The organism is Paenibacillus silagei, assembly GCF_017874735.1.
Lineage (GTDB): Bacteria > Bacillota > Bacilli > Paenibacillales > Paenibacillaceae > Paenibacillus_AQ > Paenibacillus_AQ silagei.
Genome location: NZ_JAGGLV010000013.1, coordinates 183,929 through 197,837, shown reverse-complemented (window position 1 = coordinate 197,837; position 13,909 = coordinate 183,929). Strand labels below are relative to the sequence as shown.

13 protein-coding genes are annotated in these 13,909 nt (G+C 54.2%); 2 read left to right on the top strand and 11 right to left on the bottom strand.

The genetic code is table 11. The features are described 5' to 3' along the window. Nucleotides 1-6: 6 nt before the first annotated feature. The 8 genes from J2Z70_RS19780 to nifB form a co-directional block, all read right to left on the bottom strand. Complete coding sequence (locus J2Z70_RS19780) at nucleotides 7-573, bottom strand: DUF269 domain-containing protein (protein WP_209876079.1); 567 nt, start codon at nucleotides 571-573, stop codon at nucleotides 7-9. Beyond that, nucleotides 557-967 (bottom strand): nitrogen fixation protein NifX, encoded by a 411-nt coding sequence (nifX, locus tag J2Z70_RS19775; protein WP_209876078.1) that lies wholly within the window; start codon nucleotides 965-967, stop codon nucleotides 557-559. The genes J2Z70_RS19780 and nifX overlap by 17 nt, the downstream gene beginning before the upstream one ends. Further along, nucleotides 942-2,270, bottom strand: a complete 1,329-nt coding sequence (gene nifN, locus J2Z70_RS19770; protein ID WP_209876077.1) for a nitrogenase iron-molybdenum cofactor biosynthesis protein NifN — start codon at nucleotides 2,268-2,270, stop codon at nucleotides 942-944. The genes nifX and nifN overlap by 26 nt, the downstream gene beginning before the upstream one ends. Further along, nucleotides 2,260-3,624: a nitrogenase iron-molybdenum cofactor biosynthesis protein NifE gene (nifE, locus tag J2Z70_RS19765; RefSeq protein WP_209876076.1), complete on the bottom strand. Its 1,365-nt coding sequence runs from the start codon at nucleotides 3,622-3,624 to the stop codon at nucleotides 2,260-2,262. The genes nifN and nifE overlap by 11 nt, the downstream gene beginning before the upstream one ends. Before the next feature lie 88 nt (nucleotides 3,625-3,712). Continuing rightward, the gene (gene nifK, locus J2Z70_RS19760) at nucleotides 3,713-5,272 is read right to left on the bottom strand and encodes a nitrogenase molybdenum-iron protein subunit beta (RefSeq protein WP_209876075.1); all 1,560 of its coding nucleotides are present in this window, start codon (nucleotides 5,270-5,272) and stop codon (nucleotides 3,713-3,715) included. After that, complete coding sequence (gene nifD, locus J2Z70_RS19755) at nucleotides 5,269-6,726, bottom strand: nitrogenase molybdenum-iron protein alpha chain (RefSeq protein ID WP_209876074.1); 1,458 nt, start codon at nucleotides 6,724-6,726, stop codon at nucleotides 5,269-5,271. The genes nifK and nifD overlap by 4 nt, the downstream gene beginning before the upstream one ends. A 33-nt stretch (nucleotides 6,727-6,759) precedes the next feature. Further along, nucleotides 6,760-7,626: a nitrogenase iron protein gene (nifH, locus tag J2Z70_RS19750; protein ID WP_209876073.1), complete on the bottom strand. Its 867-nt coding sequence runs from the start codon at nucleotides 7,624-7,626 to the stop codon at nucleotides 6,760-6,762. Between the two features lie 6 nt (nucleotides 7,627-7,632). Beyond that, nucleotides 7,633-9,000 carry a nitrogenase cofactor biosynthesis protein NifB gene (gene nifB / locus J2Z70_RS19745; protein ID WP_209876071.1) on the bottom strand — a complete coding sequence of 456 codons (1,368 nt, stop codon included), beginning with the start codon at nucleotides 8,998-9,000 and terminating at the stop codon, nucleotides 7,633-7,635. A 569-nt stretch (nucleotides 9,001-9,569) separates the two neighbouring features. Here nifB and J2Z70_RS19740 point away from each other — a divergent pair. Continuing rightward, a complete protein-coding gene (locus J2Z70_RS19740) occupies nucleotides 9,570-10,397 on the top strand; it encodes a TerC family protein (protein WP_076083072.1) in 828 nt (275 codons plus the stop codon). Between the two features lie 108 nt (nucleotides 10,398-10,505). Here the strand turns inward: J2Z70_RS19740 and J2Z70_RS19735 are convergent, their stop codons facing one another. Genes J2Z70_RS19735 through J2Z70_RS19725 form a run of 3 tightly spaced genes read right to left on the bottom strand, consistent with a single transcriptional unit; the run spans nucleotide 10,506 to nucleotide 13,013 of the window. Continuing rightward, the gene (locus J2Z70_RS19735) at nucleotides 10,506-11,258 is read right to left on the bottom strand and encodes an ABC transporter permease (RefSeq protein WP_209876069.1); all 753 of its coding nucleotides are present in this window, start codon (nucleotides 11,256-11,258) and stop codon (nucleotides 10,506-10,508) included. Further along, nucleotides 11,252-12,034 carry an ABC transporter ATP-binding protein gene (locus J2Z70_RS19730; RefSeq protein ID WP_209876067.1) on the bottom strand — a complete coding sequence of 261 codons (783 nt, stop codon included), beginning with the start codon at nucleotides 12,032-12,034 and terminating at the stop codon, nucleotides 11,252-11,254. The genes J2Z70_RS19735 and J2Z70_RS19730 overlap by 7 nt, the downstream gene beginning before the upstream one ends. Continuing rightward, a complete protein-coding gene (locus J2Z70_RS19725) occupies nucleotides 12,015-13,013 on the bottom strand; it encodes an ABC transporter substrate-binding protein (RefSeq protein ID WP_209876065.1) in 999 nt (332 codons plus the stop codon). The genes J2Z70_RS19730 and J2Z70_RS19725 overlap by 20 nt, the downstream gene beginning before the upstream one ends. Nucleotides 13,014-13,268: 255 nt before the next feature. Here J2Z70_RS19725 and J2Z70_RS19720 point away from each other — a divergent pair, with 255 nt between their 5' ends. Continuing rightward, a complete protein-coding gene (locus J2Z70_RS19720; protein ID WP_209876063.1) occupies nucleotides 13,269-13,835 on the top strand; it encodes a DUF1640 domain-containing protein in 567 nt (188 codons plus the stop codon). Nucleotides 13,836-13,909 lie beyond the last annotated feature (74 nt).

The following is a 13,909-nucleotide window of genomic DNA, read 5'->3' as shown; positions in this document are numbered from 1 at the left end:
CTTACTCTAGCCCTCCAGGCTAAGCAGGCCGTGCGCTGAAGTCAGCTCCTTATATTTCTCCAGAAAGGCCATTCCTTCTTCAATGCACTCCACCCCGTACGAAATCGTCTTCTCAGCCGAAGTGAACGGGAAGGGGAAGCCAGCCCGCAGGCTCTTGAGCACCAGAATGACCCTGCCGCTGTAGATCAGCCCCCGGCCGAAGCCTTCGCCGTTAATCTCCGCCGTACTCTGGATCATAAGGCCGGTTCTCTCCTCCATGACACCTGCCATGGCCTGGAACAGCAGCGGCACCTGCTGGCGGACCTTGGGCGACACCGCGCAATTGAATTCCGATTGATCCTTATCCCCGGCAGACGCCAGGAACAGCTTCGCGATCTTCTCCAGCGGAGGAAGGCTGCTGTTACGTCCAAAGAAATCTCCGGCATCCAGAAGATGACACAGACGCCGGATCAGGGCATCTGCGGTCTCCGGATTCAGCTCCTTGCGCGCTCTGGGGCTGCGCAGTCTCGCCGCCGCAGCTCCTGGAATCACTGTACCCTGCAGCGCCGCACTCTCATTAGCCATGGGTTCCATCCGCTTCTCCTCCTTCATTCTCTTCCGCTTCCTCCGCCCGCAGCACCTTGGCCAGCCACATCGGCGGCTTGCCCTGAAGCATCTCGACCAGCCGCTTCAGCTGCTCCTCGATAGGGCTGCCGAACGCCACCTTCACCGGCATAATCTTCCGGCGGGTTACCCGCGCAGCAGCCGATGCACCGATCTGCATGATGAAGATCAGGGTACAGTCGCCTACAGAATCCAGGCGGCTGTCGATTTTTCCAGCTTCATCCTGGTGCGGTACAGCAGACAGCTTGCGCAGCTCCACCAGCTCGGCTCCGGCTTTCGTTACATTATATACAGCGAACATCGGACTCTGTCCGAAATGCGCATTCACACGGCTTCCATCATCTGTGGCGAACGCTACTTTCACGGTGCCCTGCCTCCCTTTGCATTAACAGATTCCCTGCCTTATTACTCCATTCCATTGCTCCCCGGTACCCGGCCGAGACGGACATGTAAGCGCCAAGCTCATTCCAGATCGGGAACCCGGCCGGCATGAATGCGGCACCGATCCGCTGCGCCCCGGCGATCCCGTGGGAATTACTGATCCAGAGATCCGCTCCCTTGCCCAGCACCTCGGCATCATCCAGATCGCCCACCCACACCTCGCGCTCCATTCCGGCAATAAGCGGGGTCTCGAACGAAGTGATCAGCGCCTTCTGCTCTACGCCCAGCTCCTCCAGCCACCCCGAGACCGAATGCAGATGATCCGGTTCCAATGCGGCAACAACCGACATTCCGGCAAATTGAAAATGCGCGTCCAGCATGCTGTCGAGCAGATTCTCCCGCTGCCAGCAATACCGCAGCGGCACCGGCTCCCCGCTGATCTGATGCAGGAAATGCAGCAGTTCATCGGTCGCCTTAAGCCCCATTGCCCCTTCGAATACCTTATACGGAGTGCCTATGGCATTATGCAGCCGTCTGGCCGGACGTTCCATGCTGCCGCCCACGGCAATCGTCAGCCCGGACTGCAGGCTCTGAAGCATAGAGTCCAGCGGAACCCCGCCGCGCGTCAGCGGCGAGAACCCGGTCAGCAGATGGCCGGACAAGGAGGTCGAGATATCCGGCAGCGCAATCACCTCGAAGCCGAACGAGGTGATGATCTCCTTCAGCTCCATCACATCGGCCGGAGTTAAGAACGAACCCGGTAACAAGGTAATCTGCCGGGTGTTCACGCTTCTTTGACCCCGGTGTCCTACCTGCTGGATCATCTCGTCGATCATAGACTCCACCGTAGAGCTGAAGCCCGATTCCAGAGATCCGCGAAAATCAGGCAGCACCACGGAGAAGGCGAGACCTCCGCGCAAATTCCGCTCTCTTTTATACGTCTTAAGCATGTTCTGATAATCCACACCGGCTACATCGGTCAATTCCGTCCCAATGATGCCGATGATATCCGGGCGGTGCTTGCTCAGCACCAGATTCAGCGCCTCCTCCAGATTGCGGTTGGCATCGAAGATGACATCCATCTCCTGCAGCGCCGAGGTCTGAACGGCTATCGGTTCCCGGAAATGCCGGGTCAGGAGCGCCTTCGGAAAAGCGGAGCAGCCCTGGGAGCCGTGAATCAGCGGCATGGCCCGGTAACAGCCCTGCAAGGCCAGTACGGCACCCAGCGACTGCCCGATCTTCATCGGGTTGACCGATGCGGGCTTTTTTCTCCGGTTAACGGTCATAGGGCGGTGCCTCCTTATCCCAGGGAGCGGGGCTTGCTGCCAGCTTCCAGATCGGGTTCGCAAGTGAATAGGTCAGCTCTTTGGCCAGCTGCAGCAGCCCTTCATATCCGGCATACGCTTTGTGGCGCTCCTGATTAATATCAATGAAGGGAATCTGCTCCTTCATCGCCACATACATATTGCGGCCGCCGGCAATCATAATATCCGCCTTGCGCTCTCTTACCGTCTTAATAATCCGGCTGGCCCCGCCCTCGGGAATGTATTCTGTATCATCACCCACACGGTCGGCAATCCGCCGCACATCATCCTCCGTGCTTTTGTTCGTCCCTACCCCGACGACCTGAACGCCCAGCTCCTTCAGGGCCGAGATGACGGACCAGCTTTTGACGCCGCCAGTATAGAGTACAGCCCGCTTCCCCCTCAGCAGCTTGCGGTAAGGCCGCAGCTCCTGGCTTAAGCGGGCTTCCTCCCGCTCGGTGAGCCGGTCCACCCGCCGCTCCATCTCCCGGTCATTCATCAGATAGGCCATCTGGCGCAGCGAATAGGTCGTCTCCTTCGCACCATAGAACGAGCCTTCGAAATACGGGATACCGTATCTCGCCTCCATCTCCTTGGCAAGGCCCAGCAGCGCCCGGCTGCAGACCACCATATTCACTCTCGCCCGGTGTGCCCACGTAATTTCTTTATAGCGGGCATCCCCTGTAATCCGCGAGGTTACAGCGATCCCGGCGCTGTTCATCAGCTTCTCAATATCCCACATCTCACCGGCAATATTGTACTCCCCGATCAGGTTGACCCCCAGGGCCGCCTCCGGGTCCGGCTCTCCCGTCCCGATGACATACTGCAGCAGCGCATCCCCCGCCAGCCGGTTCCCGAGATTCTTGCTGCCGACGAAGCCAGGGCTGTTCACCGGGATAACAGGAATCCCGATCCGGTCCCCCGCCTCCTTGCAGACCGCATCCATATCTTCGCCGATCAGTGCGGTCACGCAGGTTGAATATACAAATATTGCCGGAGGCGCAAAGCGCCCGGCAATATAATCAATGCTGTCCTTCAATTTCTTCTCGCCGCCAAAAATAATATCAGAATCCGTAAGATCCGTAGCGAAGCCGTATTGGGACAGGGAGGGGCCGCTGGATAACGCGCCTCTGCTCTCCCAGCTGTTTCCGGCGCAGGCAATCGGTCCGTGAACCAGATGCGCCGCATCCATAATCGGCAGCAGCGTGATCTGGGCTCCGTCGAAGGAGCAGCCTCCAGCAGCTTCGCCCGGCTTGGGCCTTGGACAGGGCTTCGCCTTAGGCGCTATACTCCCGCAAGCCTGGGAATCAAAATCATCTTGCCGTAAAGGGTCCATCGGCTCTTCATCTCCTTCGCTTAAGAGGCTTATGTTCCACACGAATCTTGCGCACTTCTATCTTATTAATGGCTAAAGACAAACGGCTCTAGCGCACCAGCTCAAAATTAAAGCCGGAGTTATGATCATCAAGCTGCTGCAGAATCGTGTTCACGATCAGGCTGAGCAGGTTGAGTGTTCCCTGATACCCGATAATCGGATAACGGTGCATATGATGGCGGTCGAAGATCGGGAAGCCGACCCGCACCAGCGGCACCTCCGCATCCTTGGCGGCAAACTTCAGATGGGAGCTGCCAATCGCCAGATCCACCTTGTCATTCAGCAGCAGCGAGCGCATATGCCACAGGTCTTTGCCGACATGCACAGTAGCTTCGGTGCCATACGGGCTTGCTGCCAGCAGCGATTCAGCTTCGTCCTTGAACTTCACTTCATTGAAATCCACATCACCGTTCGAGCAGATAATGTGCACCGGCTCCATCCCGGTCTCCAGGCAGAACCCGATCAGGCCGATGAGCAGGTCCGGGTCGCCTACCAGCGCTACCCGCTTGCCATGCAGGTAAGGGTGACTGTCCATCAGCGCATCCACGACACGGCCGCGTTCTTCCGTGAGTATTGCTGGAATCGGGAGACCAGTCAGTTCGCTGATCGTATCCAGCAGCGTATCTGTGCCCTTAATGCCCAGCGGCGTGGATAACGCTGCCAGCTGCTGGTGCCAGGTACCGCTGATATATTCCTGGGTCTTTTTCAGCGTATACTTTTGCAGGGACAAGGTGGCAAGCGCATTGGCTGCCTGCGGAACATCCGCAAGCTTCGTGCCGCCGTAGTAGTATTCATACTCTCCGGTTGCCGGTGAATCGTAGTTCCCGCTGTGGTCTCCAAGTATGGTGTACTTCGTATCGAAGGCACCCAGAATCTTGCGCAGCTCTGCAAAGTTCCCGGTGTACGGCTCAAAGCCCAGCATCACATTCAGCTTCTCTCCACTCTCCGCGCCGCTTCCCGGCTTGCTCTCGATACCCGAACGGGTGTAGAGGTAGCTCAGGATACCCTTGATCATGGCATCGTAGCCAGTGATATGTGAGCCGACGAAGCTCGGCGTGTTGCAGTAAGCTACCGGATATTCCTCACTGATCACCCCTTTAATGCGGGCATTGCCGATAAAAGAATTCAGGTCATCCCCGATGACCTCAGCCATACAGGTAGTACAGATCGCAACCATCTCCGGTTTGTACAAGGCGACACTGTTCTCCAGACCGTCAATCAGGTTATTCATCCCGCCAAATACGGCTGCATCCTCTGTCATAGATGTGGACACGGACGGCGTAGGCTCCTTGAAGTGGCGGCTGAGATGGCTGCGGAAGTAGGCGTTGCAGCCCTGCGAACCGTGTACGAACGGCAGCGTCTTCTCGAATCCGAGCGCGGCCATGACTGAACCCAGCGGCTGGCACGCTTTATGCGGATTGATCACCACATTCTGGCGGCTGAAATTCTTCTCCATATATTCGGCAGACTTGGAGTAAGCGAGTGCTTCGGCGGTCTCCTGCTCGCTGCAGGGCGCTTCGAACTGCTTCTTGTTCTCCCGCTGCTGCACATAACGCTCCTCCTTGAACAAGCTGGTATTATCTTTAATGTTCAGTTCATCCCTGCTCATACGCCCGCCTCCTTCGGCTCCATTGTTCCTTGTCTGCTCACCAGAGCCCATACCGGGCTGTTCACGGTCATATCCATATCCTTCGCGAACACCTTAAAGCCATCGAAGCCGTGATACGGGCCGCTATAATCCCAGGAATGCATCTGACGGAACGGCACGCCCATCTTGTGATAGACATATTTCTCCTTCACGCCTGAGCCCACCAGATCAATGTTCATCTTCTTCGTGAGCTCTTCCAGCTCGTAAGCTGTAGGATCATCCATGACAATGGTTCCCTCGGCAAGCATCGGGAGCATCTTCTCATAGTCATCCTTATGGGCGAATTCATAACCAGAGGCTACGATATCCATCCCCAGATCTTCATAAGCTCCGATGGTATGGCGGGAACGCAGGCCCCCGATCATCAGCATGACGGTCTTATTTTCCAGGCGAGGTCTGTATTTGCGGATCACTGCATCCATGACCGGCTTATATCTGGCGATCATCTGCTCGCAATTCTCCTGAATTGTAGCATCGAAAAGCGCTGCAATCGCCCGCAGGCTCTCATACGTCTTCGTAGGCCCGAAGAAATTGTATTCCAGCCAAGGGATGCCGTAGGCCTTCTCCATATGATCCACCATATAGTTCATGGAGCGGTGGCAGTGGATCAGGTTCAGCTTCGCTTTGTGGGCTACCTCCAGCTCGTTCAGAGAGCCGTCACCGGACCACTGGGCAATAACGCGCAGGCCCATCTCTTCCAGGAGGATACGGGAGGCCCAGGCGTCGCCGCCAATGTTATAGTCGCCGATGATATTCACATCGTAGGGACCGGTCTCCGCCAGCTCGGCACGACCCATCACGAAGTCACGGATCGCATCGTTCGCAATATGATGGCCCAGCGACTGGCTGACCCCGCGGAAGCCTTCGCAGCGTACCGGAACAATCGGCATTTCCAGCTCCTTGGACATCTTCTTCGATACCGCTTCGATATCATCGCCGATCAGGCCGACCGGGCATTCCGACTGGACGGAGATCCCTTTGGCCAGCGGGAACATCTCGGTAATCTCACGCATAATGACGGCCAGCTTCTTATCCCCGCCGAACACGATATCCGTCTCCTGAAAATCACTGGTAATCTGCATCGCCGTAAAGTTATCGATGCCAAGCGTCCCATTCGCAAAGTTACGGCGTGAGCCCCAGCTATACTGTCCGCAGCCCACCGGCCCGTGACTGATATGGACCATATCCTTGATCGGCCCCCAGACCACCCCTTTGGAGCCGGCATAGGCGCAGCCGCGCGGGGTCATCACACCCGGACGGGATTTAATATTGGACTTCACCGCACAGGTGCTGCAATCAATGGCCTTTTCATCCGCCACCTGAAAATGCTTCTCGCGGTCCTTCCGCGCCTTTTTGGGATAAGCTTCCAGAATCTCTTCAACCAGCTTCTGATTCTCTTCAATATTCAGTCCCATCGTTTGACCCTCCTTTTCTCCTGGCCCCAGAGCTTATTGCCCGGAAGCCGCCAGCTTCTTGATCGCAGCTTCTTCATCTTCAATGATGCCGAATTCCATCAGCAGCTCTTCCAGCTCTTCCATCGAGATCGGGGTAGGGATCGTCAGCATTTTGTTATTGAGGATTTTCTCGGCCAATATTTCATATTCTTTCGCCTGCTGGTGCTCAGGATTATATTGGGCTACGGTCATTCTGCGCAGCTCGGCATGCTGAACGATGTTGTCGCGGGGAACAAAGTGAATCATCTGTGTATTCAGGCGGCGGGCCAGCTCCATGATCAGCTCATCCTCACGGTCTGTATTCCGGCTGTTGCAGATCAGGCCACCGAGTCTTACGCCGCCGCTAGTGGCATATTTCAGGATACCTCGGGCGATATTGTTCGCTGCGTACATCGCCATCATCTCGCCGGAGCAGACGATATAGATCTCCTGGGCCTTGCCCTCACGGATCGGCATGGCGAATCCGCCGCATACTACGTCACCCAGTACGTCATAGGAGACGAAATCCAGATCCTGATAGGCGCCCTCCTGCTCCAGGAAGTTGATCGCAGTGATAATCCCGCGTCCTGCGCAGCCTACCCCCGGCTCCGGCCCGCCGCACTCTACGTTAATAATGTCGCCGAAGCCTGTCTGCAGCACATCCTCAAGCTCCAGGTCCTCTACGGAGCCAAGCTCAGCCGCCAGCTCCAGCACGGAGTTCTGGGCTTTGGTATTCAGGATCAGACGGGTGGAATCCGCCTTCGGGTCGCAGCCTACGATCATGACTCTTTGTTCGAATTTGGTTGCCAGCTGAGCCAGGGTGTTTTGTGAAGTTGTCGATTTACCGATACCGCCTTTACCGTAGAACGCGATTTGTCTCATTGTTCATCATCCCTTCGAAATGTTTAGTTTTTCAAAATAAGAGCTGTACTTCACGCTTTCGAGAATGGCTTCCTGAATGCCGCCTTTGCGGACAAGAGGCAGGACACCGATTGCGTTCAGGCTGGCCCTTGGGGCCTCGCCGATGCCGGAGCAGAGAAGAATACGGCAGTCACTTAGAATTGATATAATTTCTTGCAGCGTAGCTGCTTTGTCACCGTTACAATCGGCCTTGCCATGGCAATAGGCTTGGATCTTGCGGACACCCAGGAGCTGTACATCCGTTCCGTCTGTGTCGTAGACCAGGAACTCAGTGGCATGACCGAAATGCTGATTCACCTTGTCGCCGCCTCTGGTGGCAACCGCGACCCGTGTCTTCGGCCCGCCGGCCTGAATGCGTCTGGCCTGTCTGGCCAAGACGCGCTCGCGGATCTTGGTGTCCAGCTCACGCTGGAACATCGCCCGGGCGGCTTCATTAATGACCGGCTCGGCTTCCATCGCTTCCAGCGGAAAATCGGGATTGCGGTCCTGGCCCAGCAGCCCGATCGCATCCGCCCGGCACTGCCGGCAGTGACGCATCACCTTCATCCCGTCACGGCCCAGCTGCTCCTGCAAATTAAGCAATTCCTTTGGACGGGGCGCCTTACGGCCATCCGCTTCATACTGGCTGCCCGGTGCGATAATAAGCGGTGTTACATTGTGCAGCGTGGCCCCGAGCTCTTTTACCCGCGCTGACACTGCAGTCAGATGATGATCGTTAACCCCCGGAATCATAATGGAATTCACTTTGACCAGAATCCCCAGCTTCGCCAGCATCTCAAGTCCCAGTAATTGACGGCGGATCAGCAGCTCGGCTGCCTCTCTGCCTTCGTACCGTACGCCTTCATCGAACACCCAGGGATAAATCGCCTGGCCGACCTCAGGGTCAATGGCGTTGATGGTGATCGTGACATGGCGGATGCCCAGCTCCATAATCTCATCCACATGCCGGTACAGCGTGAGTCCGTTAGTGCTGAGACAGAGGGAGACATCAGGCACATGCTTCCTGACCCGGGCGAAGGTATCGAAGGTCTGCTCCGGGTTCGCGAGCGGATCTCCAGGCCCGGCTACACCCACGACCGAGAGCTGCATCAGCCCAGCGGCAACTCCCCGCACCTTGCGTTCCGCCTGCTCCGGAGTAAGCACCTCACTGACCACGCCCGGCCTGCTCTCATTCACACAGTCGAACTTGCGGTTACAGTAATTGCACTGGATGTTACAGGCGGGAGCAACCGGGATGTGCATCCGGGCATAGAACCGGTGGGCCTCCTCGCTGTAGCAAGGGTGGCGGCTAATCTCCTCTTCCGCTTCACTTGATAGACATGACGGCTGCATCATTTCCCACCTCCTAAAAGTTTATGGTTCAAATAGCCTTTGTTTTGGTTAATGTTATTTTATCTAACATTAATTTCACTTGGCCGCTTTAATTAGTCTCATCATATTTTCATTACCGGGGATCGTCAATTAGTCCGACGTTCGTTTTACCCTTCATTTCCTTTTGTTTGCAGTTTCGCCATATGATATGTCAACTTACATGACTCACACTTATCATGTTTCCGTTTTCAGGCCTGTCATTTCTATTGATAGTTGTTCTCACAAAAACATTGACAACTCCTCTTAACTCGGATATGATACTTTTAGCCAGAAACGAATCACCTAAAATTTCATATAATCCCGTAAAGGGGAGTAGCTGTTAGATAAAATCGTCAATACGAGAATGTGAGGATATTCTCCGGTTTTATCGGCAATAGATTATTGTTAGCGAGACCTTTACCAACCAGGTTACCTTTATTCCAAAGGCTAATCTGTTTGGTAAAGGTCTTTTTTATATATATTTTTGGTTAAACTAATGGTATCACCGTTAGTTTCTCAAAAAGCAGCTAAACCCACTTGAGGAGGAAACAGCAATGGATTGGGGATTATTATTAGAGTACGGATGGGTATTGCTCGTTCTCGTAGCACTGGAAGGGCTGCTTGCCGCAGACAACGCACTTGTACTCGCAATTATGGTTAAGCATCTTCCTGATGAGGAACGTAAGAAGGCATTGTTCTACGGATTGGCTGGAGCGTTTGTGTTCCGGTTCGGATCGCTGTTCGTCATCTCCTATCTGGTAGACATCTGGCAGGTACAAGCCATCGGTGCGCTATATCTGTTATTTATCGCGGGGAATCACATCTTCCGAAAAGTGTTATTCGCTAAGCCGGTCACGGAAGACGCCGCTGAAAGCGGAAGCCCTGGAGCTGTAAATAAGAAGAAAGCCAGCTTCTGGTTCACCGTACTTAAGGTCGAGGTAGCAGATATTGCCTTTGCCGTAGACTCCATCCTCGCAGCCGTAGCCCTGGCCGTTGCTCTTCCGGCAAGTGGTATCCGCAACATCGGCGGCCTCGACGGCGGACAGTTCCTTGTAATCTTCGCGGGCGGGTTCATTGGTCTCGTTATTATGCGATTCGCTGCTTCCTTCTTCGTTAAGCTGCTTCATACCCGTCCGGGTCTTGAGGTTGCTGCCTTCTTCATCGTCGGCTGGGTAGGAGTTAAGCTCGCAGTCATCACGTTGGCCCATCCTGCTCTGGGTGTATTGTCCGAAGACTTCGCACACAGCACCTGGTGGAAACTGACCTTCTATGTAGTTCTGATCATCATTGCAGCTACAGGCTGGTTCATGAGCAGTGTCAAGACCGAAGAGAATGTCGGCGAAAACCCAGTCAAGGAAGTCGATAAGCAGCTCGGTAAATAATCCGGGAAAGATCTTAAGCGCTTCTGTTATGCTTTAAACATACCAAAAAGCCCGTTTCCTCCATTTGGGGAAGCGGGCTTTATTGTGTTGAATGGTTATACTCTGCGGCTATCTCCGCCACTTCATGAATCTGTAATCCAGCACATCCACCAGCAGGAACAGCACGAATCCCACCAGACTGAACAGCATAATTCCGGCATACATCTCAGGGTAGTCCAGCCGCAGCCAGGCATCCATGATAAAGAAGCCCATGCCATGCTCCGTGCCGTAGATTTCGGTGAAAAAGAGTACGGAAATCGCTGTACCCAGCGAAATGCGAATCGTACTGAGGATCACCGATAAAGCGCCGGGAAGCGTCACATTCCAGAATTTCTGCATCGTGCTGGCACCAATACTCGTCAGTACATCATAAGTACTCTCGGGGATGGCCTTCACACCATCACGTACCGAGATAATGACCTGAAACAGCAGGATCAGCATAATCATCAGCACCTTGGAGGTTTCTCCGAGACCGAAGAAGAGCATAACCACCGGCAGCAGCGCAATTTTGGGAATCGGATAGGTCAGATAGACGACCGGGTCCAATATCCGGTTCCAGAAAGGAGAGCGGCCCATTAGCAGACCGGCCAGCAGACCGAGCAGCAGAGCCAGCAGCACACCTTCAGTGATGCGCATCAGACTGTAGCCGACATTCAGCGCCACATCATGGGCCCCAAGCTGAAACATTGCCTTATAGACCGCGCCCGGGCTGGGAAGAATCGCGTGATTCATGAGCAGATAAGCGACATACCAGAGCGCATTCATTCCGGCAAAAACAAGCAGCAGGCGCAGCAGGTGAATAAAATGCCGTCGTTTTACCATTTTTCCATCATTACCTTTCGGATTCTCTTCGTCTGCTCGAAGTATTCATCGCTCTCCCGCTTCTGGGAATGCTTCATGGCAAATACAGTAGCGTTATCGAGAATCTCCGGCGGTTCCTGCTGGCCCGGCAGCATGATGATAATCTTCTGTCCCAAGAGAATCGCCTCCTCCACATCGTGGGTCACGAACAGCGTGGTCGCCGGATGCGCCTGCCAGTTGTCGATAAAAATCTGCTGCAGCCCTTCCCGCGTAATGGCGTCCAGCGCCGAGAACGGCTCATCCAGCAGCAGAAGCGTCGGCAGTATGGCAAAGGCGCGGGCAATGGCCACCCGCTGCTGCTGACCGCCGCTCAGCGAGAGCGGAAACCGGCCAGCGAGCTGGGCGATTCCCATGGATTCAAGCCAATGCATAATTTGCCGGTCCTGCTCCCGCCTACCCCGGCCTGCCCCGTCCGGACGGGCGATCCGCATTGCAATACCGATATTGTCTTTGACCGTCTTCCAGGGCAGCAGGCCATAATTCTGCGGCACGAGCCCGATTAGCGTGTCCTTGTCATGGACAGATCTGCCATTGAAAAGCAGTTCCCCCTCGTAACCAGGCAGCAGTCCGGCAATCGCCCGCAGCAGCGTGGATTTGCCGCTGCCCGAGGGGCCGATCACCGTGTAAATCCCGTGCTCCGGCAGGGTCAGGCTCATTTCCCCCAGGGCCAGCTGCCCGTTCTGATAAGCTACATGGAGCTGATTAATGCGGAGACCGTTATTTTTTAAACTGGACATCGGAGATCACATCTTCAGCCGATAGCGTTTTGGTCAGCAGTCCTTTTTCACGGGCCCAGGCAAAAGCAGCCTCCACTTCCTTCACATCCACCTGGTTCGCAGGCAGATACTCCGGCACCTTGATCTCATTCTTCAGCGTATCGGGATAGCCCACTTCCTTAATAATCAGGTCGATATATTCCGATTGGTCATGCGTCTTCATATAATCGACAGCCTCATCATAAGCGGCGTACATATCGCGGATTCCTTGACCCTTGGCATCAATGGCACTCTGCGGAAAAGCCAGCACAAACGGATTGATCCCCGCACTATGGGTGGAGCTGAGAACGCGCAGACCGGCAGTACGGCCCATGGTGACAAAAGGCTCCGGCAAAACAGCCGAATCCGCCTTATGATTCTTAAGCAGCTCCAGACGCGTTGGAATCTGCGGCACTTCCGTTACAGTAATATCGGCTTCCGTCAGGCCTGCCTGCTTCAGCATCATGGCAACGGTATACTGGGTTGAGGTATTCTTGGACAGGATGACGGTCTTCCCCTTCAGATCCTTTACCTCTTTCACTTCATCATTTCCGGTCAGCAGGTCGAATTCACCTGTGGTCGTGCTGGTGATTTTGACATCGAGTCCTGCTTCATTATAGATCGAGATCGCCACCAGATCCGCACTGAGGCCATCTACCTTACCCGCCTGAAAAGCCACATCACGATCCTTCGCGCTCTTGAAGGTCTGGATATCCAGGTTCACATGATGCTTCTGATCAAATCCCTGCTCATGGGCAATAATAAAAGGAATTGCATCGATGGATGGCAGCAGTCCCAGCGATATCGTAACGGCCTCAGCAGGTACAGCTGTAGCAGCTCCTGTATTAGTATCTTTGGCATTTCCTGCCTGATTTGCGCTACCGCATCCGGCAGCTACTACACTGACAGCAGCAGTCAGCACGACTAGCTTCATAAGGTGTTTCCAGTTTCTTGTCTTCATGGATCTTGATTCCCCCATCTCTTATCGGTTACGCTTCATGCGAATTTATTCACATACATAGTACACCCATTGTCCTATTTTGTATATTTATAAATTTAAGTATCCGTTTTCTAATGTCCAATATGTTCATGGAATTCTTTTTACAGCAGCACCCAATAATGACGCAAATATGCTATAATGACCTGTACCTATTCCGCAGGTATCCCCCCTTCAAGCAGCAGTCCTATTCCAACCCTATCTAAGGAGCTGTGCCCTATGAGCGATGTAATTCTCCAGCAGATTCTTGCCGAGCTGCAAGGAGTAAAGTCCGAAATTAACGGAATGAAATCTGAAATTTCAGGAGTTAAATTCGAAGTTACAGGAATGAAGTCCGAAATCACAGAACTAAAATCCGAAATTTCAGGAGTTAAATCCGAAGTTACAGGAATGAAGTCTGAAATCACAGGGATCAAATCCGAAATTTCAGGACTCAAGGCCGATGTTCAAAATCTTCAGTCAGAATTCACTGCATTCAAGTCTGAAATTACGGCCGAGCTGGTGATCATCAAGGATGAAATTGAAAACGTCAAGGCCGACATCCTTACCATCAAGGATGATATCGTTACCGTCAAGGCTGATATCGAAAGCATCAAAGAAGATACCAAGCTGATTCCGCTTATTCAGCAGGCGGTGTCCGAGGTCAACACTGAAGTCGTTGCTGGCCGGGATTCTCTGGAGCGGATCGACCGAAGCCTGCGAGGACATGACGCAACGCTGGATATACTGGCCCGGCGTTCTATAGATCAGGAAGCTGAATTGAAACGTTTAGCTGCTTCCGCATAACATCCCGCCACTAAGCGACCGCCCTCCCGGCTGCCGCTTTTTTTGTTGCCCGCACGCAGTCCATCTCACGAGGA